At 46.2% G+C, this 23,764-nt stretch carries 24 protein-coding genes; 17 read left to right on the top strand and 7 right to left on the bottom strand.

Annotation, left to right across the window (positions count from 1 at the left end; translation table 11 throughout):
- Positions 1-338 precede the first annotated feature (338 nt).
- Complete coding sequence (locus HWN40_RS12945; protein WP_176966120.1) at positions 339-1,118, top strand: slipin family protein; 780 nt, start codon at positions 339-341, stop codon at positions 1,116-1,118.
- 1 nt (position 1,119) lies between these two features.
- Positions 1,120-2,454 (top strand): NfeD family protein, encoded by a 1,335-nt coding sequence (locus tag HWN40_RS12940; protein WP_176966119.1) that lies wholly within the window; start codon positions 1,120-1,122, stop codon positions 2,452-2,454.
- 7 nt (positions 2,455-2,461) lie between these two features.
- Here the strand turns inward: HWN40_RS12940 and HWN40_RS12935 are convergent, their stop codons facing one another.
- Both HWN40_RS12935 and hisH read right to left on the bottom strand, forming a co-directional pair.
- Entirely contained in the window at positions 2,462-3,784 is a 1,323-nt protein-coding gene (locus HWN40_RS12935) for an AIR synthase-related protein (protein ID WP_176966118.1), read from the bottom strand.
- A 13-nt stretch (positions 3,785-3,797) separates the two neighbouring features.
- Positions 3,798-4,406, bottom strand: a complete 609-nt coding sequence (hisH, locus tag HWN40_RS12930) for an imidazole glycerol phosphate synthase subunit HisH (protein WP_176966117.1) — start codon at positions 4,404-4,406, stop codon at positions 3,798-3,800.
- A 128-nt stretch (positions 4,407-4,534) separates the two neighbouring features.
- Here hisH and HWN40_RS12925 point away from each other — a divergent pair, with 128 nt between their 5' ends.
- A complete protein-coding gene (locus HWN40_RS12925) occupies positions 4,535-5,029 on the top strand; it encodes a peptidase associated/transthyretin-like domain-containing protein (RefSeq protein WP_246275928.1) in 495 nt (164 codons plus the stop codon).
- A 27-nt stretch (positions 5,030-5,056) separates the two neighbouring features.
- Positions 5,057-5,503 carry a peptidase associated/transthyretin-like domain-containing protein gene (locus HWN40_RS12920; protein ID WP_176966115.1) on the top strand — a complete coding sequence of 149 codons (447 nt, stop codon included), beginning with the start codon at positions 5,057-5,059 and terminating at the stop codon, positions 5,501-5,503.
- Between the two features lie 11 nt (positions 5,504-5,514).
- Here the strand turns inward: HWN40_RS12920 and HWN40_RS12915 are convergent, their stop codons facing one another.
- From HWN40_RS12915 to HWN40_RS12905, 3 genes are all read right to left on the bottom strand, one after another.
- Positions 5,515-6,162: a hypothetical protein gene (locus HWN40_RS12915; RefSeq protein ID WP_176966114.1), complete on the bottom strand. Its 648-nt coding sequence runs from the start codon at positions 6,160-6,162 to the stop codon at positions 5,515-5,517.
- A gap of 62 nt (positions 6,163-6,224) precedes the next feature.
- Entirely contained in the window at positions 6,225-6,485 is a 261-nt protein-coding gene (locus HWN40_RS12910) for a hypothetical protein (RefSeq protein ID WP_176966113.1), read from the bottom strand.
- 6 nt (positions 6,486-6,491) lie between these two features.
- Entirely contained in the window at positions 6,492-7,787 is a 1,296-nt protein-coding gene (locus HWN40_RS12905) for a UDP-glucose dehydrogenase family protein (protein WP_176966112.1), read from the bottom strand.
- Between the two features lie 155 nt (positions 7,788-7,942).
- Here HWN40_RS12905 and HWN40_RS12900 point away from each other — a divergent pair, with 155 nt between their 5' ends.
- From HWN40_RS12900 to hepT, 4 genes are all read left to right on the top strand, one after another.
- The gene (locus tag HWN40_RS12900) at positions 7,943-11,062 is read left to right on the top strand and encodes a DEAD/DEAH box helicase (RefSeq protein ID WP_176966111.1); all 3,120 of its coding nucleotides are present in this window, start codon (positions 7,943-7,945) and stop codon (positions 11,060-11,062) included.
- 138 nt (positions 11,063-11,200) lie between these two features.
- Entirely contained in the window at positions 11,201-11,758 is a 558-nt protein-coding gene (locus HWN40_RS12895) for a class I SAM-dependent methyltransferase (RefSeq protein ID WP_176966110.1), read from the top strand.
- A 435-nt stretch (positions 11,759-12,193) separates the two neighbouring features.
- Positions 12,194-12,640, top strand: a complete 447-nt coding sequence (gene mntA, locus HWN40_RS12890; RefSeq protein ID WP_176966109.1) for a type VII toxin-antitoxin system MntA family adenylyltransferase antitoxin — start codon at positions 12,194-12,196, stop codon at positions 12,638-12,640.
- A complete protein-coding gene (gene hepT, locus HWN40_RS12885; protein ID WP_176966108.1) occupies positions 12,640-13,062 on the top strand; it encodes a type VII toxin-antitoxin system HepT family RNase toxin in 423 nt (140 codons plus the stop codon). Before mntA ends, hepT begins: the two co-directional genes overlap by 1 nt.
- A 149-nt stretch (positions 13,063-13,211) precedes the next feature.
- Here hepT and HWN40_RS12880 read toward each other — a convergent pair whose 3' ends face one another.
- Together HWN40_RS12880 and hisI are read right to left on the bottom strand one after the other, a co-directional pair.
- A complete protein-coding gene (locus HWN40_RS12880) occupies positions 13,212-15,062 on the bottom strand; it encodes a PINc/VapC family ATPase (protein WP_176966107.1) in 1,851 nt (616 codons plus the stop codon).
- A gap of 98 nt (positions 15,063-15,160) precedes the next feature.
- On the bottom strand, positions 15,161-15,526 hold the full coding sequence (hisI, locus tag HWN40_RS12875; RefSeq protein WP_176966106.1) for a phosphoribosyl-AMP cyclohydrolase: 366 nt from the start codon (positions 15,524-15,526) through the stop codon (positions 15,161-15,163).
- A gap of 148 nt (positions 15,527-15,674) precedes the next feature.
- Here hisI and HWN40_RS12870 point away from each other — a divergent pair, with 148 nt between their 5' ends.
- From HWN40_RS12870 to HWN40_RS12830, 9 genes are all read left to right on the top strand, one after another.
- Positions 15,675-16,439, top strand: coding sequence for an RAD55 family ATPase (locus tag HWN40_RS12870; protein ID WP_176966105.1), 765 nt, complete (start codon positions 15,675-15,677; stop codon positions 16,437-16,439).
- Between the two features lie 105 nt (positions 16,440-16,544).
- Positions 16,545-17,714: a hypothetical protein gene (locus HWN40_RS12865; RefSeq protein WP_176966104.1), complete on the top strand. Its 1,170-nt coding sequence runs from the start codon at positions 16,545-16,547 to the stop codon at positions 17,712-17,714.
- 119 nt (positions 17,715-17,833) lie between these two features.
- A complete protein-coding gene (locus HWN40_RS12860) occupies positions 17,834-18,160 on the top strand; it encodes a HesB/IscA family protein (protein WP_176966103.1) in 327 nt (108 codons plus the stop codon).
- A 65-nt stretch (positions 18,161-18,225) separates the two neighbouring features.
- Entirely contained in the window at positions 18,226-18,576 is a 351-nt protein-coding gene (locus HWN40_RS12855) for a nascent polypeptide-associated complex protein (protein WP_176966102.1), read from the top strand.
- A gap of 314 nt (positions 18,577-18,890) precedes the next feature.
- The gene (acs, locus tag HWN40_RS12850; protein WP_176966101.1) at positions 18,891-20,780 is read left to right on the top strand and encodes an acetate--CoA ligase; all 1,890 of its coding nucleotides are present in this window, start codon (positions 18,891-18,893) and stop codon (positions 20,778-20,780) included.
- A gap of 87 nt (positions 20,781-20,867) precedes the next feature.
- Positions 20,868-21,659 (top strand): beta/alpha barrel domain-containing protein, encoded by a 792-nt coding sequence (locus HWN40_RS12845; protein WP_176966100.1) that lies wholly within the window; start codon positions 20,868-20,870, stop codon positions 21,657-21,659.
- Between the two features lie 155 nt (positions 21,660-21,814).
- A complete protein-coding gene (locus tag HWN40_RS12840) occupies positions 21,815-22,120 on the top strand; it encodes a thioredoxin family protein (protein WP_281361439.1) in 306 nt (101 codons plus the stop codon).
- Between the two features lie 124 nt (positions 22,121-22,244).
- Complete coding sequence (locus HWN40_RS12835) at positions 22,245-23,249, top strand: MBL fold metallo-hydrolase (RefSeq protein ID WP_176966426.1); 1,005 nt, start codon at positions 22,245-22,247, stop codon at positions 23,247-23,249.
- Between the two features lie 85 nt (positions 23,250-23,334).
- Positions 23,335-23,739 carry an EMC6-like membrane protein gene (locus HWN40_RS12830; RefSeq protein ID WP_176966098.1) on the top strand — a complete coding sequence of 135 codons (405 nt, stop codon included), beginning with the start codon at positions 23,335-23,337 and terminating at the stop codon, positions 23,737-23,739.
- Positions 23,740-23,764 lie beyond the last annotated feature (25 nt).

The raw sequence follows: 23,764 nt of genomic DNA, 5'->3' as shown, positions 1-23,764 counted from the left end.
ATTTATGTCTTTGCTTGGTTTATTAATTTATTTATATGCAGGGAAAGCCCTTCCTATTTGCTGAAGCCGTTTTCCTGTTGGTGGTTTGAAATTATCAACATCAAAATCAATCACATTAATAAACAATAAAGGAGTTCTATAATTTGCTGGGCCTGAAGGTTATTGATCCAATGATAACAATTTTGCTATCATGCTTTCGTGTACATTCCCCTCAAGTAATATCTCAGGCCCATCTCCTATATCTCTTCTGAAAACGTTTTCAAGTTTTGACCGATGTGTTTTTAATTCACTGAGCCTTTCTTTTAAATATCGATATTATAGTAAGGTGTGTGTTATAATTGGTCGAAGTTGAACTTATAACTATTATTATTGCGGTTTTCGCATTTGTTATTCTGTCCAAGGCGATACAGATAGTAAAGGAATACGAACGTGTTGTTATCTTCCGTTTAGGTCGGTTGAGCGGGGTGAAAGGTCCGGGTCTGTTCTTCATCATCCCTGTCATCGATACGGTGGAGAAGGTGGACCTTCGTGTGGTTACCATAGATGTCCCCAAACAGGTGGTGATCACCAAGGACAACGTAACCGTTGCAGTTGATGCTGTTATCTATTATAAGGTGATAGAGCCTTCAAAGGCCGTCAATGAGGTTGAGAACTACAGGTATGCCACATCGACCCTGTCCCAGACAACGCTACGTGATGTCATCGGACAGATCGAGCTTGACGATGTCCTGTCCAAAAGAGAGGAGATTAACCTGCAGATTCAGGAACTATTGGATGCTTCCACTGATCCGTGGGGTATCAAGGTTACCAACGTGACCATCAGGGATGTGAGCATCGACGAGACTATGCTGCGTGCGATTGCAAAGCAGGCCGAGGCAGAACGTGAGAAGCGTGCCCGTATCATCCTTGCGGACGGTGAGTTCATTGCCGCAGAGAAGATGAAGGATGCCGCCAAGTTGTATGAACAGGTGCCTGTGACGATAAAGCTCAGGGAATTGCAGACACTTGCAGAGATCTCCAGGGAAAGGAATCTGATAGTGGTCTCAAATTCCACCAATACGGCAGAGATAGCAGCCATGTCGAAGGCATTCTCAAAGCAAGATTTGTCAAAGGAGTAATATGAGATTCCTGCAAAGGTTCTGTATTATCCTTTTTTTAATTTTTATCCTGATCTCATCCATTGCACCGGGTATTGTATCGGCTCAGGACGAGCGGAGGGTGCTGGTACTTGAGATATCCGATTCGATCACACCGGTCACCGATGACATTATCGCCGATGCGATTGCCTTTGCAGAGAACGAAGACTATGAAGCTCTCGTGATAACCCTTAATACTCCGGGAGGAGGTCTCGATGAAACCCTCAACATCATTGAGCAGATAGGAGTTACCGACGTACCTGTGATAGGATATGTTTATCCTGAAGGCACCCAGGCATGGTCTGCCGGAACGCTGATTCTTATCAGTACGGATATCGCCGCCATGGCTCCCTTTACGGTCATTGGTTCTGCACAGCCCGTGACAGTGACGACTGGGGGCTCGGAGCCGGTAAACGATTCCAAGGTCATCAATGCCATAGTGACCCGTACAACCGAGAGTGCCAAAAAGCATGGCAGGAACCAGACCGCAGCAGCCGAGTTCATTACAGAGAACCTGAACCTTGATGCTGAAACCGCCCTTGAATATGATGTTATAGAGTATGTGTCCCCTTCTGTTGAGGATCTGCTTGTGCAGGTTGATGGTGAGGAGATAAAGGGCAGAGTGCTTGAAACAGAGGGTGCCACGATCGTATACTATGATACTCCTCTCAGACTCGCCTTCATGAACATAATATCCAATCCCATAGTCTCGTCGTTGCTGCTGCTGCTAGGTATATATGCGGTAATACTGGGGATATCGAATCCGGGGTTCGGAGCAGAACTCTTCGGAATCGTGGCTATTGCTCTTGGTCTGATCGGGACGGGCTTTGATGTGAACATAGGGGCTGTTTTCCTGATACTGGTGGGTATTGGACTGATCGTGCTGGAATTGCAGGCTCCCGGAATAGGAATATTCGGAATTGCAGGCCTTGTATGCATCATAGCCGGCAGTGTGCTGCTAGCACCTACGGATTTCCCGAGGAACTACACCCCTGCCGATTTCCAGAGGACTATACTGGTGTCCGTAGTCGCGCCGACAATTCTGGTGGGTTTGTTCCTGCTCTTTGCTTTGTACAAAGTTGTAGAGGTCAGAAAACGCAAGCCTCAGTTCGGTGAACTGCTGGGTGAGACTGCAACTGTGATCAGGCCCATTGAACCGGGGTCAGAAGGCTACGTGCTTCACAGGGGGGAATACTGGAAGGCACGCTCAGGTGTGTCCATAGAGAAAGGAGATAAGGTAACAATTATGGAAAAGGATGATACGGTGCTCATAGTTGAGCCAGTGAAAGAAGAAAAAGCTGAAAGTGCGGAAGAATAGACCCTGTCTATCCCTTCCTTACCTTTTCGATTACCCGTTTCTTTTTTGCGATTGCTTCAAGGGTTGCCCTGTCAATGGCCCTCTGCATCTCCTCAAAGTCACGGGGTTCTTCCTCGCCTATCATCTTCTTGATGGGGGTGTATGCCGATTCCCTGAAACGCGGGGTGAAATCCTTCAATTCACCGTTTATCTCGATCATGGCACCGCTGCCCTCCTCTACCTGTCCAATGATGCTGATATCAACACCTGCGGACCTGATGGTTTCCATTATATCATCGGCAAACTCTTCCGGTGCGATAATGAGCAGGGCATCAAGCGAGACTCCGAGGTAGTCGATCTCAAGGGATTCCAGCATTTCAAGTACCACGGGATTTACGAGTTTTCTCATCTTCTTTTCCCGGAATACGAGCCTGACGCCTGCGGTTCTTGATATCTCCTTTGCATCACCGCGTATGCCACCGTTTGTGACATCCGTCATGGCATGGATATGTTCCACAAGACCTGAGTCAAGGAGTTTTTCACATGCTTCCAGGAACTTGATGTTAATGGTCTCATCCACCACCTCATGCATGCCGTAGTAGAGTGCGGCCGTGGAAATGGTTCCGCCGCCTGCTCCCTCGGTCATTAGGATCATGTCCCCTGCCTTTGTCTGCTCGCGTGCCGTGAGGTCCGATGTGACTCCAACAGCTCCGACACCGCCGGTCATGCGCTCACCTATTACCATGTCACCGCCGATCCTGAGCGTGCTTCCTGTGATAAGCGGTATCCCGGAAAGCTCTGCCACTGCTGTGATACCTGCGATGTGGTCCAGGATCTTGCCAACGTCTCCGTCGTCCGCAACATGGATGTCCGAGAGCATGGCAATCGGTCTTGCACCCATGACATATACATCCCTGAGGGCTGCACGGGCTACGTGAAAACCTGCAAGGAAGGAAAAGTCGCTCAGCCTGGAGTGTATGCCGTCAACTGTCAATATAATATACTCCCCTGCTTCCCCGGCTTTTACAACACCCGAGTCGTCAAGGTGGGTGGTGTCAACCACGGCCTCGGTCTTCCCTATCACTTCTGCTATCTTTTCATGGGTATAGAAGTCTCCCATGCCACGTGATCCGACACCGAACTCGCCCATGCTCACTCCGGATACTGTCGGCTCGAGTACGTCTCCTCTCACGTTTATAGTAGCCTTTGCTTCCACAATGGTGGCTCTGGCAAGATCCCTGGCATGCTTTTCACTCGTCTTTTTTACTTCCAGTATCCTCGAGGCAAGTTTTTCCTCGAGGTCGGGATCATTATTCCTGAGCCCTCTTTTTGCGTAGCCTTCGATGTCCATGTTTTTCCTCTTATTAGCACATTGCAACAAAGTTTCTGAGCATTTTCAGACCGGTGTCCCCGCTTTTCTCGGGATGGAACTGGGTGCCTATTACATTGCCCGCATCATTGACCACGGAAGCTGCAAACTTTTTACCGTATTCGCATGAGGCAAGTGTGTTACCTTTTCCCGTATCCACATAGAATGAGTGTACGAAATACACATAAGTGTCATCGGGTATATCCTTGAAAAGGGGATGGTCCTGATCTATGCTGATGGAGTTCCATCCCATGTGGGGTACTTTCAGATCGGTGTGCGGGAACCTGAGGACTTCTCCTTTTATCAGGCCAAGTCCTGTGGAATGTCCTCCTTCTTCCGACCGGCTCATCAGTATCTGCTGTCCGAGGCAGATCCCGAGCATGGGCTTTCCGGAATCCACATACTCATTGATCGTATCAAGCATTTGTTTTATGTTCTTCATGGCATCCTTAAAAGCGCCAACTCCTGGCAGGATTACCCCGTCAGCACTCATTATCTCTTCGGGATCACTGGATATCACGACATTCGCACCTGCGTGTTCCAGTCCCTTGCGGACACTTCTGAGGTTGCCGAGTCCGTAGTCTATGATTACGATCTTTTTCATGAGAATTTAAAGCAGGGTTTTGGTACATGAATGTAACGATTATTTATTATTCAGATCACAATATAAAAAGACGAAACAAATCATAGAATTTATATACAATGTTATTTTTTTGGAAGTGGTGGTATTTTTTGAAAAAGATAAGAAAAATATTTGCCGATGATTCGGCAATCGAACTTCCGATCAATATCGTCGTAATGCTCGTGGTTGGTATGGTGGCTCTGGCCGCACTTATCGCTATCATTCCGCCTCCGACCAAGAACATGGCTGTGACGATCGATGCGGTTGGCCTTAACAGCACTTCTACAAGCCCCGGAAATACTGTTATTGTCAGTTCTGCAACGGCAAACTCTCCCTTTGCCATAGATGTGGAACTGTCCGTAACCGATCCTGACGGATATCCTGTCAGGGATGCCAACGTGGTCCTGCGCGGGCTCGGTGGTGTTGCGACAAGTGTTACTGATGACGACGGCTACTGTCTGCTGACCACCAGTAACACAAGCAGCGGGGATGAGATCAGCCTCGGGACCAACCAGAACGAAGGAAGTATGGACCTTACGATATCTGCAGACGGTTTCTACGATTACGAAAAAACCGATGCAGTGAGGGTTGTCAGGACCACATGAGCTGGTTCTGATATTTTTTTTTTTACTATGTCCGACCATTCTTTTTTAAATGACTGCAGTGCAGCCACGGGACTCCCGATACGCATGGTGGTACTGACCATCATCGGTATGATAGGGATGTACGCTATTCTCTCAGCGGTCCTCAGCACTCCCCTTACCCCAGGTAGCATGTATGCAACGGTAAATAGCAGCAGTTTCAGCATCAATGATACTAACACGGATTCCCCTGAGTTGCTGGTGCGGGTTATCGATCAGGAGGACGCAGCTGTTGGAGGCGCCAATGTCATAATATGGGGCCCTGCAAGAAAACAGGTAATAGGTGGGATTACGGACGTCTCGGGGGAGTTTAGCTTCAGACTTACAAATGTCACGCTTCCCACTGGCAAGAGCGAGGGCTTCATAGCTGTGGAAGTAATGCAGGAAGGCTATCTTGATTATTCGGATGATTTTTTTGTCAAGGTAAGAAAGGAATAGAGTCTTGGGGTTTATGCTCTTGAATGGTTGGCCAGATAGAACTTCATGAGCACGGCGACTGCGAAGATGAAAGCGATACCAAAGGAGAAGTAGGGAGAGCGGATGATGTCCCATCTCCCGGCCATGATAAGGCCGCCGGTTGCCAGAAGGATCAGTGCCCCGACGATTCCTGACATTTCCATCGGGACCTGCATTGAGCCGATGTTGATACGGTTACGCTTCTCTGTTTTTTCAAGACGCTCGCGCAATTGTGCGATCTCTGTTTTCAGTTCTTCTGAGGAATGCTCTGTATTTTTATTTTTGTCTTTGGATAACAGATCCTTAAGCCCTGCATTCTCTTCTTTTAGCCCTTGGAGGCTCTGGCTGAGTTCCGCGACCTGCTGGCGCAGGTGCTGCAACTCCGTATCGAGTTCTTCAGAGGTGGCGGTGCTGCTTTTGAGATCCGCCAGTTCCTGTGTGATCGCTGTGATGCCTTCCCTGGTCTCTTCGAGTTCCCGCTCAAGTTCAGCCTCATACTCCGCCAGTTCTACTCCTGAAGCGTCTCCTCCGGACAATCTTCTCTCCACGGCACGCAGCCGTTTTTCAACACTTCGCAGACCCTGGTCAAGGGAGTGGAGCCTGCCATTGATGTCTTCTCTGATCCTTTTTTCGTCACTCATATGAATCTGCCTGCCAACAGATCCATACTTAATTAATATTTTGTATTAAAACCCTTCGATTTTTACTCAGATACCTGAAGGGTTATGTTCTCTGGAGTGACGTTGCGGACGTGGTATTTCTTTTTATCAAGGGTGATGGATGTGGATCTTGCAGGAAAGAAAAGATTGAGGCCATGTCCCTGATACCCTTCTGAAAAGAGCAGGCCGATGGAGAACGTCTTCTCACCGGACATTCCACAGTAGACCATTTCCACATTACCTCCGAAAAAGCTTCCCTTGATCTTTTTCTTCTCGCCGACTTCGAGTATGAATATCTCTTCCATGATTACTTACCAGCAGATGCCCTCGTAGTCGATATCAGTACTGAGCTTTTCCGGCTCTATCATCTTCCTGCCGTCGATGACCACCTTCTTTGTCATGAGTTCGAACTCTTTGTCCAGTTTCCCGAACTCAACCCATTCTGTCATTATCAGGCATCCTTCGGCCTCTTCGAGGGCCTCGGATGAGTATTCGCAATAAGTGATATCGGGAAAGATCTTCCGCATGTTCTCCTCTGCCATGGGATCATATGCAGCAATATCGGCTTCCTGTCGCAGGAGTTCCGCAATAACCGGAATTGAGCGTGATTCCCGGATGTCGTCTGTATCGTTCTTGAAGGCCAGCCCGAGCACGGCTATTCTTTTGTTCTTGAGCTCGCCCAGTTTTCCCTGCAAAAGTTCCACCATTTTCAGGGGCTGGCGGTCGTTGACACCAACAACAGATTCCAGTAGCTGTGGCTTATATCCTATCTCGTTGGCCTTGCCGATTATGGCCTTCACATCCTTGGGGAAACAGGATCCGCCGAATCCGGCACCTGAGTTGAGGAAGCTGCGCTCGATCCTGAAGTCTGTGCCTACGGCATCCATGACCTCGTAGGTATCGATGCCGAGCTGCTTGCAGATATTGCCGATCTCGTTGGAAAATGATATCTTGGTTGCCAGGAATGAGTTGTTGACGTACTTGATCATCTCGGCGGTCCTGGGATTTGTGTGCGTGATCTCACAGTCCAGCCCGCGGTAGAGCTCGGAGATCACAAAGCCCGACCTCTCGTCAATGGCGCCCACCACGATCTTGTCAGGGTGCATGAAGTCATACACGGCCTTGCCTTCCCTGAGGAATTCCGGGTTCATCACGATCCCGAAGTCCCTGCCTGCCTTCTTGCCGGAGTGCTCCTCCACGATCGGCAGCACGACCTTCTCGGTGGTCTCGGGCACGACAGTACTCTTCACCACGACCACATGGTAGTGGTCCTTCTTTGCGATGGCCTTTCCGAGACTGGCACTCGCAGCCTTCACGATGGAGAGGTCGATACTCCCGTCCTCTCCCGATGGCGTGCCAACGCAGATAAAGGACGCATCCGAGTTCTGCACCGCATAGTCATAATCGGATGTTGCAATGAGCGTCTTCTGTGAATACTTCTCCAGCAGGTCGTCAAGCCCCTCCTCCCAGATGGGCGCCCTGCCGGAGTTGATCATTTCCACTTTCTTCTCATCGATATCGATACAGATGACCTCATGGCCAAGTTCGGCAAAGCAGGCGGCAGAGACCGAGCCTACGTAGCCGGAGCCTATTATGGATACTTTCATGGGTGTTTTCTCCTGGGAGTGTAAATTGTTGTGGAGTGTATATTAGGATTTGGGAATGAAGCTATTTTGAATAAGTTATTTATTCCAAATAGCAATTTCTTAATATATTCTTAATTTAATACTTCTTTCAAATTTTGGTTAAAAGTGTGAATGCTATGAAATCAGGATTGTATGAACATATTGTAAATGAGTTCCTTTCCAAAGACTTGTTCGACATCGATGATAAGCATAAACATTTATCTCGACTTAATGATGCCGATAGCAATGACTACTTAGCACAATATATGTATCGAGTTCTTTCTCATGTTTTATCTGAGATTAAAGGCGATAAGAACGGGAAAACAAAGATCGATAAGCAGATTGAAATATGCAATGCAATAGTAGATGTTTTGAATAATTATGGTATCGAAACCCAAGGTTTAGACATCTCAGAATCTGCTGAAAAACTCATGGCAGTGTTTGATGAAAATTTAAGTTTTGATTTCTCGCGTCCTGATACTCCACTTTCCCTAGGTACATTGCTTACAGGCACAAGGCAAGACCCTTCATTAGTTTCTCAACTTAAAAAAGAGATTTTGTCGTCTGATAGAGTGGATATTCTTTGTTCTTTCATAAAATGGAGCGGTATCAGAATACTTCAGGAAGAACTAAAGGAGTTCACTTCACGAAATGGAACGGAATTAAGGATTATAACAACTAGTTACATGGGCGCAACCGATGCAAAAGCTATTGAGTTTCTAGAAAGTTTGCCAAACACGACTTTAAAGGTGAGTTATGATAGTAGAAGGACGAGATTGCATGCGAAAGCCTATTTGTTTGAAAGACAAACTGGTTTTTCTTCGGCATATATTGGTTCTTCTAATATTTCTAATGCAGCATTGACTGACGGATTAGAATGGAATATAAAAATTAGTCAGTATGAGCAGTCTTTTCAATGGGCTAAAATTAAAGCCACCTTTGATACCTATTGGAACGATAGGGAATTTGAGACTTATAAAAAAGATGACAAGTCTAGATTGATAAAGGCGTTGCAAGCAGAAAAATATGAAAACAATACAGATTTCTTGATGCCTAATTTTGATTTAACGCCATATCCATTCCAAAAAGAAATACTCGAATCAATATGGGCTGAACGTCAACTGCATAGAAACAAACACTTAATAGTGGCTGCAACAGGCACGGGTAAAACAATGATTGCAGCTTTTGATTTCAAGAAATTCAGGAAGGAGTTTTTTGAAACCCACAAAAGAGAGCCACGTCTATTGTTCATAGCACATAGAGAAGAGATATTAAAGCAATCTCTATACATATTTCGAATGGTTCTAAGAGATCATAATTATGGGGATATGATGGTTGGTGGAAATATTCCTGCAACTACGGGACAAATATTTGCATCAATTCAAACATATAACTCTAAAGAAATTCACGGCCTTTTAGATTCTGAATATTTCGATTATATTGTAGTAGACGAGTTTCATCACGCAGCAGCACCTAGTTATAAATCATTTTTAGATCACGTAAATCCAAGCTGTCTGTTAGGTTTAACTGCAACTCCAGAACGTGCTGATAATTTAGATGTTAAGAAGTTCTTTGATAATCACATAACTGCTGAAATTCGCTTGCCAGATGCAATAGACAGAAAGTTGCTTTGTCCTTTCCAATATTTTGGTATTACTGATAGTGTTGATTATTCCAAGTTGAAATGGCAGCGTGGAGGTTATGTTCAAAGTGAACTCAGCGATCGATATGTATCAGATGACCATCGTGCAAAAATGATTTGTGAAAAAACGGTACAGACTGTTTTGGATATCAGAAACGTCAAAGGTTTAGGTTTCTGCGTTTCAAAAGCACATGCAGAATACATGTCTGAAATATTCAACAAATACGGTATTGCAAGTGAATATTTAACTTCAGATTCCAGCAAAGATGTAAGAAACTCTGTTCAGAATAAATTGCTAAACAAAGAGATTAACTTCATTTTTGTTGTAGACTTGTACAATGAAGGAGTTGACATTCCTGAGATTGACACCGTTCTTTTTTTGCGTCCAACAGAAAGTTTAACAGTATTCCTTCAACAATTAGGACGTGGACTTAGGCTAAGCGATGATAAAGACTGTTTAACGGTATTGGATTTTGTGGGACAAGCGAACAAAAACTATAGATTTGATTTGAAGTTCAAAGCATTGATTGAAAATATAGGTCAAGATATCGCTTTTGAAGTAGAGCAAGGATTCCCACATTTGCCTGCTGGTTGCAGTATAGAATTGGAGAGAAAATCTAAGGAATACATATTAGATAATATTAGTCAAGTTCTCAATCTAAGACGACAAACAATCGTGAATAGAATTTCTAGCTTTGTTGCTGACACAGGAATGGAATTGTCTTTTGAAAATTTCATAAATTACTATAATTTCGACCTTGATGATATCTACAAAAAAATGTGCTGGTCAAGAGCACTGGCAGAAGCTGAAATCATTGATGATTTCAATGAACCTGATGAAAAACAATTAACTAGCGGTCTAAGAAGAATTCAACATATCGATGATAGCAGCTACATTGATTGTGTCATCAGCTGTCTAATTGGCAAAAATATAGATGAGGGTAATCTCTCGGAAAAAGAAAGATACTATTTGACAATGTTTGTTCTAACTATCTGGAATAAGGAAAAGTTCTCCTCTTTAAAAAATGCTTTTTCTAAGTTAGTAGATAATTCTACAATCTATGATGAAATTATCATGTTGTTAGAACACAAAAAGAGTATCATAAGAAATATTTCTCCAGAAATAACTTTGCCATATATTTCATCTCTAAGGTTACATTCTAAATACACGCAAGCAGAAGCACTTGCTGGACTTGGATATTTTGATTTGCAAAAAAACCATACTATACAGACTGGAGTATTATACATCAAAGACAAAAAGACAGATGTGTTTTTCATTACATTAAACAAGAATGAAAAAGACTATTCTCCAACTACGATGTACAATGACTATGCAATTAATGAAAATCTCTTCCATTGGCAAAGTCAAGCATCAACCAGGATTGATTCTAAAACCGGACAGAGATATATTAACCACAAAGGTATGGGTCATACAATCCTTCTTTTTGTGAGAATAAACAAAAGTGTCAATTCTTTAGCTCAACCCTATTATTTCTTGGGGCCAGCGGAATATGTGAGTCATGAAGGCGAAAAACCGATTAACTTCGTATGGAGACTAAAATATCCAATGCCTGCTCACTTATTAAGAGAGACCTCAAGACTTGTTGTAGGGTGACCACAAACACCTATATTTTATGTAGTCCCCCCACCTTTCCACAACAGATCTTTTTCGGCAAATTAATCTACTTTTAGATGATATCTCTACAATAAACAATATTCTAAAATGTAACCTAATTTAGTGGAGCGTGTAGCAATGACTTCAAGAAATACCCATGTGTGTCCCGTACAACTATCCGGCAGCCTTGATAACAGAATCAGGAAATGGCTGCAGAATCCGCAGAAGATACTTGCCCCTTATGTCAGGGAGGGTATGGATGTGCTGGAGGTTGGCTGCGGTCCGGGTTTCTTTACCCTTGATCTGGCCTGGATGGTCGGCAACAGCGGTAAGGTGGTGGCCGTTGACCTGCAGGAAGGCATGCTTGAGCAGATAAGGGAAAAGATCCGGGGGTCTGAGATCGAGCAGAACGTCGAGCTGCATCAGTGCACCGAGGACAGGATTGGCGTATCCGGAAGCTTTGATCTTGTCTTCCTCTTCTATGTGGTACATGAGCTGCCGGACAAGGAATCGTTCTTCAGTGAACTGGTATCCGTGCTCAAAGACGGTGGCCGCATATACATGGAGGAGCCGCCCTTCCATGTTTCCAAAAGGGAATTCGAGGAGAGCCTCAGGATAGCCGGCGATGCCGGGCTTAGGGTTGCGGACAGGCCGGGGCGTTTTCCTGACAGGGCGGCGGTGCTGGAAAAGGCGTAGGAGCTATTTGATCACTTATTTACTGTAAGAACGATTGGAGAACTGATAGCACACAACCACCCGCCGCAGGCGGCACGACCCTTTGCTGCTGAACTAGTGGAGGGACATTAATGCAAGCTACTGTTCACTAAAGTTCAAAAGGAATATTTTTTATTGCATGGACTATCAGTAATTTCCTGCCAGAAGTTCATCGAAATCCGGGTGAAACCTAGTTTCTTGGTAGTGGAACAAAAGGAAGCCACGTATATCTCAAAAATTTACATTGACCACACTCTGTGGAAATCCTGCTGAAATAAATGCAATGGTCTTCAGTACATTGTGAAGGAATGTGCCGCCTTCGGCGGATGGTTACGTTGTTCCTTCTCTTGGAGGGACAAATCTTAATTGCTCATTGGCACATACAAAATATTTAAAAACCTCAAAGCATCGATGCCCATGGATTCAAAAACCCCGATTCCGTCAAAAGAACAACTCCTGCCTATCCTCAGAGAGTTTTTCAGTAAAGAGGAATGTGTTGAGCTTGCCTATCTTTTTGGCTCGGTGGCAGAGGGTAAATCCACCGCTTTGAGTGACATTGACATAGGCATTTACCTGTCCCGCGGGCTGACGAAAGTCCAGAGGAACAAAAAGCGTCTTGAACAGATTGCAGGTTTATGTGATCTTCTCAGAACCGATAGGATCGACCTGCAAGTGCTCAACGATACACCTCCGGTACTCAGCTTTGAGATAATCCGGCCCAATGTTCTGGTGTTTGAAAGGGACAGTGATCTGAAGGTGGATGTAGAGCAGAGTATCATGTCCGTGTACCTTGACTGGAAATATTACGAGGACCGCATGAACCGGCACAGACTGGAAAGGATTCTGGAAAAGGGGCTGGCATAATGCACTACGGGGACAGAATACAAAGGAAACTTGATTTCATGCAGAAGTGTGTCAGCTATCTTGGATCCGTGGATGCAGACAGCTCCGAGCTTGAGGATAATTACGAGCTTCGTAGTGCTGTTGAGCGTAACTTCCAGCTAGCAATTGAAAGTGCGATAGACATCGGCGAGATGATAATTTCCAGAGAAGGATTCGAAAGGCCTGAGATTTACAGAAGTGTATTTCTAATATTGGGGAGGAATGGGATAATTCCCGAGGATTTTGCAAAAGAATTCGCCCAGGCAGCAGGATTCAGGAATGTTCTTGTTCATATGTATGAAGAAGTGAATATCGATATCCTTCATATGTTCCTGACAGAAAGGCTGGAGGATTTCGATGAATTTGCAAAGTACATAGCACAGTACCTAAACAGAAACTCCTGAGTAGAATCCTTTGATTTGTGTCATAAGCCTGGAGCACGATGCTTAATTCTTATTCTCTCACTGGAATTTTCTATCACTAATCTGAAATGCATCAAAAAAGAAAAACCATCCTGGCCTTCAGGCCGGGCAGATAACCAAAATCCAAAAGTTCACATCATATGCACTGTCACGGTCTCGCCTTCCTCAACCGCATCCAGCACACTTTCTGCTACAGTGGAATCGTTCCTGACCTTGATATCACCATGACGTCCCACGGTTGCCGAGAACAGGAACCTGTCCCCTGCGTATATTTCCACATCCTGTGCCGCCAGTTCGGGAACATTGAGGATCACGTGCCTGTCGGTACGCTCTATAATGGGTCGCTGGGGCTTAATCTCCTTTTCTTCACCCTGCTTCTTTTGCTCCTTCTCATCGGACCTGCGTACGTCAATGTGGATACCTAGCATCCTCTCGATGTCATCAATGGTGCTGCCGCCCTTGCCTATAATGCGGGGCAGGTCCTTTTCACGTACCTTGACCAGCGCCCGGCTGTCCGAGACCATCTCTACGCTGACGGGACCGCTGGCATAGTCCTCCAGCACTTCCTGAACCTCTCCCTCTGCAAGTTTCCAGGATGGTTTTCTCTCCTGCTCCTCTCCCAGGGGCATCACAACGACCTGCTCGCCGTATGTGTATATCTCGAACTCGCTCTTTCCTGTCTCAAAGTCCGATATCAGGATGACGGGTCTTGCAAGATCCTGCTCCATCATGCCTGCTGGCACTTTCACGGTGAACTGGAGGATCTGCACCTTGGCAACCTCTCCTTTATCGATGAAGATCACAGTATCAACGACCTGGGGTATCACACCAAGCTCAACCCTGCCGATAAGTCTCTGGATAGCATCCACGGCCCGGTTGGCATGCACGACTCCTATCATTCCAACACCTGCAAGCCTCATGTCCGAGAATATCTCAAAGTCCTTTGTCTTGCGTACCTCATCGTAGATCGTATAGTCCGGGCGTACAAGCAGGAGCACGTCCGCGGTGTTCTCCAGGCTGTCATCAAGGGGTGCATACTGGGTTATCTCGTTCGGTACCTGCAGGTCCCTGGGGGATTCCATGGTCTTGACAACAAATCCCTTATTGTTCAGGTAAGTTGCCACACCAGCGGCAAAAGTGGATTTTCCTGCACCGGGAGGTCCTGAGATAAGAATTCCTCTCTGGTCGCGTATTCTCTCCTTGAGCTTATCGCTCAGGCGGTACTGTTCCAGTGATACCGATGCCACAGGACGCACTGCGGTTATTTCGAAATCATCGGAGAACGGGGGATTTGCAATGGCTATTCTCATATTGCCTATCTGCAATACCGATGCCCCGCTGAAGGAGAGCTCGAAGAAAGAGTTATGGTCCGAGCGTGCCCTGTCAAGCAGCTCTCTTGACATATCCTTCAGTTCTCCGTAAGTGCTGGGTACATCGCCTATCTTGACGTATCTTACGTCCCCTATGGAGCCTTTCTTTGCCATGGGAGGGACTCTGTTCTTAAGGTGGACCGACATGGTATCCGGTGTGAAGAACTTCTCTATGCTCAGGGGCTCCGGGTCCTTTGGTTCGGGCTTGACAAATTCCACATCTATGCCCATAGCCTTTGCGACCATGGACTGTATCCTGTCACCTGTAATGAACTTCGCTCCAAGCTCGATTGCCGTTTCACGTATCAGGGAATCGATCTCCCCACCCCTGGCAAGTTTTACCTGGTCGAGGTTCGGTCTTTTACCATGGAAGAAAAGCTTGATCCTGTTCTCGTTTGCCAGATCCTGCAGTCTCTGCAACTCCTCGAGTCCCTCGAACCCGATCTCAAGTCCGCGGTTTGCCTGTGCTTCAAGCTCCGCCACCACGGCTTCGGGAATAACTATACTGGAACCCTTGAAATCTCCCCTTTTCACGCCTTCAGAAATGATCGCATCTATAACTGAACTCGTATCAGGGACGACTTTCTGTCCGTCCTTGCTACCTTCTATCATAATGAGCTCTATGAAGTGGATTCTATAATTCAGTTGCGACCCCGGTAAGCCGGTAGTGGCACCACCGGTAGATATTTTCCCGGGCCGCATCAAAAATATCAGTACACGTCTTCAGGGTCAAATATTTTCTTCCCTGTTACATCTCCTTCGATCGTGCGGTAAAAACATGATCTGTAGCCTGTGTGGCATGCGCCGCCTTCCTGCTCGACCATGATCAGGACCGCATCCATGTCGCAGTCGATGTAGATTGCTTTTACATCCTGCATATGGCCGGAGCTCTCTCCTTTTTTCCAGAGTTTGCCACGGCTGCGGCTCCAGTAGTGGACTATTCCTGTCTCAATGGTCTTCTCGAGTGCTTCCCTGTTCATAAAAGCGGACATAAGCACTTCTTTTGTATCATTGTCCTGCGCAATTGCCTGTATCAGGCCATTATCATCATACTTCAGCTCATCCAGATCTATCATGGTGTCACCGGTGTTCTCTTAAGATTTTTAATTAACAGCAATCACTAATTGATATATACTATAAAAGTCTATTATCTATCAATATAAATATAATTACTACATAATTATAGATGTAAGTTTACCGATTACATTTACAGAGGGTGAAAACATGGATTATAGTTTCGATGGAACCGGAGGATATCGTATTCCCACCGGTATAAGCGGATTGGATGTACAGCTTGGAGGAGGTGTTCCTCCAGGCACGACAATACTTGCACTGGGAGAGCCTGGAGCAAATTCGGAGATGTTCGCAAAGCAGTTCGTCTACGGAGGGCTCCTGAACAATGAGGATGTCTATTATTTCTCTTCAGAACACCCCGTATCCGAGATCATTCATGAAATGGAGGATCACAAATGGGAAGTAGGAAAGCACATCGAGAACGGCAGTCTCCAGTTTATCGATGCTTACGGTCCCAGGTTCTACAATGTGCTTCCCAAAGAGTTCACAAGTAATCTTTCTGCAAAGGATTTCCTGAAAAAAGGGACTGATTCCCTGAACCTGCTCAAATCCACGGTCATGTACAAAAGAGAGAACAAGTACCGTGGTGTGGTCGATTCGATCTCCTATTTCCTGCGTGCATATGATCTCAATACTGTCGTGGAGGCCATAGAGATAGTATCTTCCGTTGGCAAGGCAACGGGAGCCATCCAGCTCATACTCATGACCAGCGGCATGCATGATGCAATTACCGAGAACAATCTCAAGCACATATGTGACGGTGTCATCGAGTTCAGGCTCAAGGAACGCGGCAGTGAGATCGAGCGCACCATCATGATCCGGAAGATGCGCGGGATGATCGTTCCCAACAGGACGATATCATACATTATCACTAACAAGGGAATTGAGCTTGAAACCACTACACGGGTACTCTGAAAAGGACCCTGCAGATTTTATTTTTTTTAACAGATAGGTTTATTGCTTATCTTTTTATTTTATGACGGCTATTTTATTTGTGCAAAACAGGGGATACTGATTTTCATGAAACAAGATTTAGTGCGCATCTTGAGGGATATATTCTCCTCGGCTGGTTACAGTGTTACGGATTCTCATAAGCATGATTTTATCGCTGAGAAGAACGGTCAGAGAACGTACGTCAAATTATCTTCAAATCCGGATTCGGTGGAGATAAAGAACTTTGCCAACCAGATGACAGATGGCGAGGGATTGTACATTATAACAGACAGGACAGACGCTGATATGCTTCAATATGCTGAAGAAGCAGGCCTGAAGGTATGGGATCGTGATGACATGTCCCTGCAGATAGGCAGGGCTGTTGTGGCTGATATTGAAGGCAATGCCATGGATCTGGACCTGCTGGACAGTCCTGCCAGGAAAAGAGTGGTTGCTGCAGCGCCCATTGCAAAAACTGTCACTCCTCAGAGTGCCGATGAGATTGCAAAGGTGGCTATCGAATCTATTTTCGGGAACGGTACAGCTTACAAGGCAGAAGAACCTGCACCTGCATCTGAAGGCTCCGTTCTTTCACGCTATTCTGAGCCTTCACGTGAGCCGGTAATAGCCAGTGCTCCTGTCAGGGAGCAAAGTCAGCAGACCGAAGTTCCAGAAAAAGCTCTGCCGGCAGACAGCATATTACTCAACCTTAAGGCTGTTCCTGTGAATATGACAAAGGAACATGCCATCTCTACCGCAAGGTCCTATGTCTATGATTATAAGGACATAATGCTCAAACTTGTGCCTTTCTGGAAATATGACTATAACCTTAGTACCGAGCAGAGGTACAGGTCCAAGATAGTGGATATATCAGGCGAAGGTTCGGGTTGTGTGAATGCTCTGAATGGTAACAACGAACAGATATCACTGCATGATGTGCGTGAGACGGTTGCAATTCCGGATGTACGTTATGAGGTAAAGCACCCTCAGACAGTTGAGGAGGAAGCGAAAAAGGAGCTTCTTGATGGCATTATCGACGAGCACACAAAGGACCTGCGCTTTGATGCCACCCAGGGCGAGGCGATCATATCCGAGCACAAGAGATTTAAGCCTGCACCCGATGATATCGAGCTAAATGTACAGCTGGTCTATGTACCCGTATGGGAGGTCAAAGGACCTCGCAATTCCGTTGAGATAAATGCTTACAATTCGGAAGTGTTGCGAAATCCTGTGGATGATGATGCAGAGTTCGTATAATCGTCCTTTCAAGACTTCAGATATTCGTTCGTACATGTGCGAATATTTTATATATCAAAAACCCATATAAGGGATTACCGGCTTAAATCACCTTGTGGTATAGACAAAGAGGAATAAATATGGTAGAAGTAAGTGAGAAAGCAGCAGCAGAATTAAAATCATTGCTCGAGGAGCAGGACAAACAGGACCATTCATTAAGGATATTCATAGCAGGAATGAGCTGCTGTGGTGTTCAGTACGGAATGTCACTGGAAAATGAGATCAGCGAAGAAGAAGACGTTACTGAGGAAGTAAACGGCCTTAAGATCGTTATGAACAAGAATGACGTGGAAGGTCTCTCCTCCGCAACCATTGACTATGTGGACGGACCACAGGGCAAGGGTTTCGTTATCGATAACTCTTCTTCAGCAAACGCATGCGGATCATGTGGTGGCGGTTGCTCTTAAGCACAGTCAGAAGAGCATAAGAATACTTAAATAGTAAAATTCAATTATTGCTACAAGGTGATTATATGTTTCCGGGAATCGGCGGCAGGGGAATGAACCCTGCAAAAGTCAAGCAAATGATGAAACAGATGGGTATAGACATCAAAGAAGTCAACGATGTTGAACAGGTCATCATTAGAACTCCTGATAAGGACATTGTGTTCAATGATGCAAACGTATCCATCATGACAGCACAGGGTACGGATACCTATCAGATAGTCGGTACCCCGGAAGAGGTTGCCAGGGAAGTTGAAGTACCTGACGACGATGTAAGGCTGGTAGCAGAACAGACCGGCGTCTCAGAAGACGAGGCAAGAGAAGCACTGAAGAATGCCAACGGTGACCTGGCGGAAGCCATACTGGCACTCTCAGCCTGATCTCTTTTTTCCTGTCTTTTCTTATCTTTTCTTTATATTTCAGTTACTTTCTTCTGAGCCTATCCTGTGTAATTTTTATCCAATGACCAAAATAGGTTTATACTAATATCATGATTATACATGATGGATGGGAACTATTAACCTCTGGTTTCATTATCTCTTCCTTTTCAGTATCCACCAATAACAATACATTGAGCTGAAATGCATTCCTATGCAGGCTTTGTTGAGTGGTTTCTGAGTTAAGTTCGATCGACCTGAAACAAGGTCGGGTCTTGTGAGATATATAATCATTAATAGTTAGGAAAGGAGTGTAAATGTCTGATAACTTTGATGTCAAACTGGATACAAAGAGTTACCTTCCGGACCCTTCCGTAAAGGAAGACTCATGGATGGGGGATTATGAAAAGGCCTATGATGAATCCGTAAAAGACCCGGAGGCTCACTGGGAGAAGGTTGCGGAGGAACTCGAATGGTTTGAGAAATGGGACCGTGTAAGAGAATGGGAGCACCCTTATGCAAAATGGTTCGTCAACGCCAAAATGAACATTACCTGCAATTGCCTGGACCGGCATGTGTTCAACGGGAGAAAGAACAAGGTAGCTCTCATATGGGTTGGGGATGACGGAGAAGAGCAGGTGATAACATATCGTCAGCTTTACCGTGAGGTTATGAGGTTTGCAAACGGACTCAAGTCCCTGGGAGTTGGAAGAGGTGACCGGGTGTGTATCTATATGCCCCTTGTTCCAGAGCAGATAATTGCAATGCTCGCATGTGCCCGTATAGGTGCGGTACACAGTGTCGTCTTCGGAGGTTTCGGCTCCAATGCCCTGCGCTCCAGGATAAAGGATGCACAGGCAAAGATAGTAGTCACAGCAGATGCAAGCCTCAGACGTGGTAAACGCCTGGACCTGAAATCCATTGTCGACGAAGCCGTAGTAGGTTCTTCAAGCGTTGAGAAGATCGTCGTTCTCAGAAGGATGAAGCCACAGATGGAGCTCTTCTCGGAGATCGAGGTTGATTTCTACGAGATCATGGAAGGCGTGGAGAAGGAATGCGAGCCTGAGGTCATGGATGCCGAAGACCCTCTCTTCATTCTCTATACAAGTGGTACCACAGGTCCTGCAAAGGGAATTGTCCATGCCTGCGGAGGATATATGGTGGGCACATACTATACCACGAAAAACATGTTCGACCTCAAAGAGGGGGATGTTATGTGGTGTACTGCAGACCCCGGCTGGATCACAGGTCACAGTTACATAGTCTACGGTCCGCTTGCAATGGGCGCTACGATCCTGATCTCCGAGACAACACCTGATTATCCGGATCCGGGTGTCTGGTGGGATATGATCGAGGAGTTTGACGTTACGGTCTTCTACACCGCACCCACGGCTATCCGCATGTTCATGAAGCTGGGTGAGGAGTGGCCGAACAAATATAACCTGGGCTCCCTCCGGGTACTGGGTTCTGTGGGCGAACCTCTCAATCCGGAGGCCTTCGAATGGTACTACCGTGTAATCGGAAAGGAGAAGTGTCCGATACTGGATACCTGGTGGCAGACCGAAACGGGTATGCATATGCTCACAACTGCGGTGGGCGAGCCAATGAAGCCCGGATTTGCGGGCAGGCCCGTACCCGGAATAGTTGCCGATGTGGTGGATGAGAACGGTGAGCCGGTGCCTCCCGGGACTGGCGGTTTCCTGGTAATAAAGGAACCATGGCCGTCCATGATGAGGACCGTTTACAACAACGATGAGAGATACCGCCAGTACTGGAACTCCATCAACAACTACTATGCAGCCGGTGACCTTGCGGTAAAGGATGAGGACGGCTATATCATGATACTCGGACGTTCGGATGATGTGCTGATCGTAGCCGGGCACAATATCGGCAGTGCGGAAGTGGAAAGTGCCCTTGTGTCCCATGAGGTGGTTGCTGAAGCCGCAGTTATCGGAAAACCTGATCCGCTCAAGGGTGATTCCATCAAGGCTTTCATTATACTCCGCATGGGTTACGAGCCCGCTGAGAAGCTGAAACTTGATCTGCTGTATCATGTGAGGATGAACCTGGGCCCCATCGCCATGCCTTCGGAAATAGAGTTCGTGGACTCTCTTCCCAAGACCCGCAGCGGAAAGATCATGCGCAGGGTGCTCAAAGCACAGGAGCTTGGCATGGATCCCGGGGATGTTTCAACTCTGGAGGAATGATTTTTCTTTCCTCTTTTTTTCCTCCCTTTAAAACTATAGCAATAGTTATGAAGTATGCACCATAACTAATATCATCAGGGTGACAACATGATGGATTTTTTTGAGCTTTACCTTTCGGAGGACTGCCCGTACGGTGATGAGACCACAGAACTTCTGGATATTCAGGGCAATGGCAGGCTGCGGATAATTTCCCGGGAACACGGGGTTGCTGCATGTATGGATGACCTGGCTGACTTCTATAAAAAGAAGGGTCTGGAAGTTGTCACGTGTCCCGATAACGGTGCTGAGTTCTATCCCAATGATGTGATATTCGAAGCTCAGGGTGAGCTGCCGGTGCTTTTTAAACTCTGGCGCGTGTCCCAGACATTTCTCTCACTGGTATGTGCCATAGCTTCCAATACCCGCATTGCCGTTGAACTTGCTCATAAGGTCAATGCAGGTGTGGAAATTGCAACCAGCAGGAAGACACATCCGGGATTCCGGAAATACGAGCTCAAGGCCGTAAAGACCGGAGGAGGCCAGCATCATCGCAACTCCCTCAGTGATTCCATCCTTGTCACACAGAATCATTTCAACGTGGCCGGAGATTTCGGAAAACTTCGGGCCATGAAAAAGGTCGAGATTGAACCAAGGACCCGGGAGGAGGCCTTCAAATACGCTCCCCTTGCGGATGTACTGCTTCTGGACCATTACAGTCCTGAAGAGCTGGAAACCCTCGTGCCGGAACTTCGGTCCGTGAATCCGCACATTGAGATCGGGGTCGGCGGTATTGATCTTAAAATGGTTTCCGAGTATGCAAAACATGTGGATTTTATCGTGACGAGTTCTCTTTATTATTCAAAGCCTCTGGATCTGACCACTAAAATAAGAAAACTTTGAATGGTATTTTTCAGGCCACATAGTAAATTATTTATATTATAAGCACAAAGGTTGTGTGTAAGGCATGCATTACCGGTGCAAACAGCCCGCGCCCTCGGGGGAGGGTGGCGGAAGCATGTTTCCTGCTAAAGGATACCGAAAAGATAATTAAATCAATAGATCATTTTTCATTCAAAAGAAAAGGTGTTAATATGAGCAAACCGGAATTATTGGATTTCAGTGCAACATGGTGCGGACCCTGCAAGATGCAGAAGCCTTTCCTTGATAAGGTAAAGGAAGAGTTCGGAGACCAGGTTGATGTAAAGGTCATTGATGTGGATCAGAATCAGGAAATGGCTGCAAAATATGGCATACAGGCTGTTCCGACACTCATTATAGTGAAGGACGGAGAGGCAGTCAAACGCTTTACAGGCGTGACCACTGCCGGTATCCTGATCGAGGAACTCAAGAAAGTACTCTAAGTGCTTTCATCTTTCTTTTCTTTCCTTCCGTTTTTCTTATTCACTTTATTCAGACTTTTTTCCTGAAAAACATGTATATACTTTGAGATTAATCCCTGTCCGAGGGATAAGGATATTGCAGGAAATGGTCGACCTTGGGATCATGGTTTTCAGGCAGAAGAACTCGAGAGGTTCCTTCAAGCCACATCTGTCTGTAAAGTTTAGGTCCGGGGAAGACGAACTGGTCACATTCTCCATAGATACGACAAGGACCCCTGCGAAGTATCCGCAACCTGATGCCTATCTTATCACTCATGCACATTCCGATCATAACGGCAAATCTGCAATGCTTTCAGATCGTTCCATATGCACAGGGAAGACCGCCCATGCCCTTGAGATCCGGCATGACAGGGACTATAAGGGCAGGACCGTGGAACTTGGTGCTTCCATTGAGGTCAATGGTGTCAAGGTCAGTACATTCCCTAATTTTCATACCGTGGGTTCAAGTGCCTTCTACTGGGAAAATGATGTGGGAACCCGCATACTTGTCACAGGTGATGTAAAGGATGCCTCGCAGCTTCCGGAGTGTGATGTACTCATAACCGAGGCCAACTACGGGGATCCCGGGGATACCACTTGTTATTTTGATGATGATATCCAGGGATTCTCCTCTGCGCTGGAGGATAACAGCTGTGTTGCCTTTGGAGCCTATGCTTTCGGCAAGGCCCAGCGGGCTGTGGAACTGATGCGCAGCTGCGGCTACGACGGGGCCGTGGAAATGGAAGAGAAATCCCTGCAACTGACACGCTCCCTGCTTGATGATGCAGGTGAACTCGCATGTATCGGTGAATCATGCGGGGATTCCGTCTGCATCGTACCACCCTGGGATCTTGATAAACTGCCATCGGATATGGCTAAGTTTGTCATGACGGGCAGAGCTGACTATCGCTATCCTGCCATTCAGATAAGCGACCATCTGGATGCACGGGGACTGACATCAATGGTCCACCAACTTGATCCGGAATTTACAGTGGTCTATCATCCCGGAGGACACAGGCCCGGAAAGTTTGCCGGCCATCTGAACTCTCAGGGATTCAATGCAATTGCAATTGACAAAATAAACAATGTTCTGAGCAATGAGTTTATCTAGTAGTGTCCTGTATGCAGGATAAAACTTTATATAACTAACAGTTTTTTATAGTACCCGGATATCCAATTATTCAGGAGATTATCAATTGCCAAAACCGTCCAAGAAAAAACAACCTAAGGCTGCTTCTAAGAAAAAGGCCGCCGAAGCCTCTGAAACCGAACAGGTTGAGACTGTCGGAAAGGTTGCCTATAAGCCAAAAACTCCCGAAGAGAGAAAAAAGGCACATGTAGAAGGTATCATCAAGACCGCAGTTGCAGCTCTGCTAGGTATCGTAGCCGGTATTGTTGCCAATTTGGTCTATGGAGCGGGGACCGATACTGTATGGTATGCCGTACTGATCATAGTTGCGGGATTTGCGTACTATATCCAGAGGGTGATCTTCCCGCTGATCAAGATAAACACCAAAGAATTCGGTTTTAAGGACTGGTTCTATGTGGAGTTCATAGTCATTGACTTCTGTCTGGTGACATGGACACTGCTTCTGAATTGATATCTTTTTTCATTACTTTCATTTT

The sequence above is a fragment of the Methanolobus zinderi genome (assembly GCF_013388255.1).
GTDB classification, from domain to species: domain Archaea; phylum Halobacteriota; class Methanosarcinia; order Methanosarcinales; family Methanosarcinaceae; genus Methanolobus; species Methanolobus zinderi.
Note: the sequence above shows the minus strand (reverse complement) of the source record. Positions and strands in the feature narration are given on the sequence as shown.

What these genes read in the sequence shown, in the direction of transcription:
- HWN40_RS12940 (WP_176966119.1), top strand. Translation starts at nt 1,120, where the DNA reads ATGAGATTCCTGCAAAGGTTCTGTATTATCCTTTTTTTAATTTTTATC.
- HWN40_RS12935 (WP_176966118.1), bottom strand. Translation starts at nt 3,784, where the DNA reads ATGGACATCGAAGGCTACGCAAAAAGAGGGCTCAGGAATAATGATCCC.
- hisH (WP_176966117.1), bottom strand. Translation starts at nt 4,406, where the DNA reads ATGAAAAAGATCGTAATCATAGACTACGGACTCGGCAACCTCAGAAGT.
- HWN40_RS12920 (WP_176966115.1), top strand. Translation starts at nt 5,057, where the DNA reads ATGTCCGACCATTCTTTTTTAAATGACTGCAGTGCAGCCACGGGACTC.
- HWN40_RS12915 (WP_176966114.1), bottom strand. Translation starts at nt 6,162, where the DNA reads ATGAGTGACGAAAAAAGGATCAGAGAAGACATCAATGGCAGGCTCCAC.
- HWN40_RS12910 (WP_176966113.1), bottom strand. Translation starts at nt 6,485, where the DNA reads ATGGAAGAGATATTCATACTCGAAGTCGGCGAGAAGAAAAAGATCAAG.
- HWN40_RS12905 (WP_176966112.1), bottom strand. Translation starts at nt 7,787, where the DNA reads ATGAAAGTATCCATAATAGGCTCCGGCTACGTAGGCTCGGTCTCTGCC.
- HWN40_RS12900 (WP_176966111.1), top strand. Translation starts at nt 7,943, where the DNA reads ATGAAATCAGGATTGTATGAACATATTGTAAATGAGTTCCTTTCCAAA.
- HWN40_RS12895 (WP_176966110.1), top strand. Translation starts at nt 11,201, where the DNA reads ATGACTTCAAGAAATACCCATGTGTGTCCCGTACAACTATCCGGCAGC.
- mntA (WP_176966109.1), top strand. Translation starts at nt 12,194, where the DNA reads ATGGATTCAAAAACCCCGATTCCGTCAAAAGAACAACTCCTGCCTATC.
- hepT (WP_176966108.1), top strand. Translation starts at nt 12,640, where the DNA reads ATGCACTACGGGGACAGAATACAAAGGAAACTTGATTTCATGCAGAAG.
- HWN40_RS12880 (WP_176966107.1), bottom strand. Translation starts at nt 15,062, where the DNA reads ATGATAGAAGGTAGCAAGGACGGACAGAAAGTCGTCCCTGATACGAGT.
- hisI (WP_176966106.1), bottom strand. Translation starts at nt 15,526, where the DNA reads ATGATAGATCTGGATGAGCTGAAGTATGATGATAATGGCCTGATACAG.
- HWN40_RS12870 (WP_176966105.1), top strand. Translation starts at nt 15,675, where the DNA reads ATGGATTATAGTTTCGATGGAACCGGAGGATATCGTATTCCCACCGGT.
- HWN40_RS12865 (WP_176966104.1), top strand. Translation starts at nt 16,545, where the DNA reads ATGAAACAAGATTTAGTGCGCATCTTGAGGGATATATTCTCCTCGGCT.
- HWN40_RS12860 (WP_176966103.1), top strand. Translation starts at nt 17,834, where the DNA reads ATGGTAGAAGTAAGTGAGAAAGCAGCAGCAGAATTAAAATCATTGCTC.
- HWN40_RS12855 (WP_176966102.1), top strand. Translation starts at nt 18,226, where the DNA reads ATGTTTCCGGGAATCGGCGGCAGGGGAATGAACCCTGCAAAAGTCAAG.
- acs (WP_176966101.1), top strand. Translation starts at nt 18,891, where the DNA reads ATGTCTGATAACTTTGATGTCAAACTGGATACAAAGAGTTACCTTCCG.
- HWN40_RS12845 (WP_176966100.1), top strand. Translation starts at nt 20,868, where the DNA reads ATGATGGATTTTTTTGAGCTTTACCTTTCGGAGGACTGCCCGTACGGT.
- HWN40_RS12835 (WP_176966426.1), top strand. Translation starts at nt 22,245, where the DNA reads ATGGTCGACCTTGGGATCATGGTTTTCAGGCAGAAGAACTCGAGAGGT.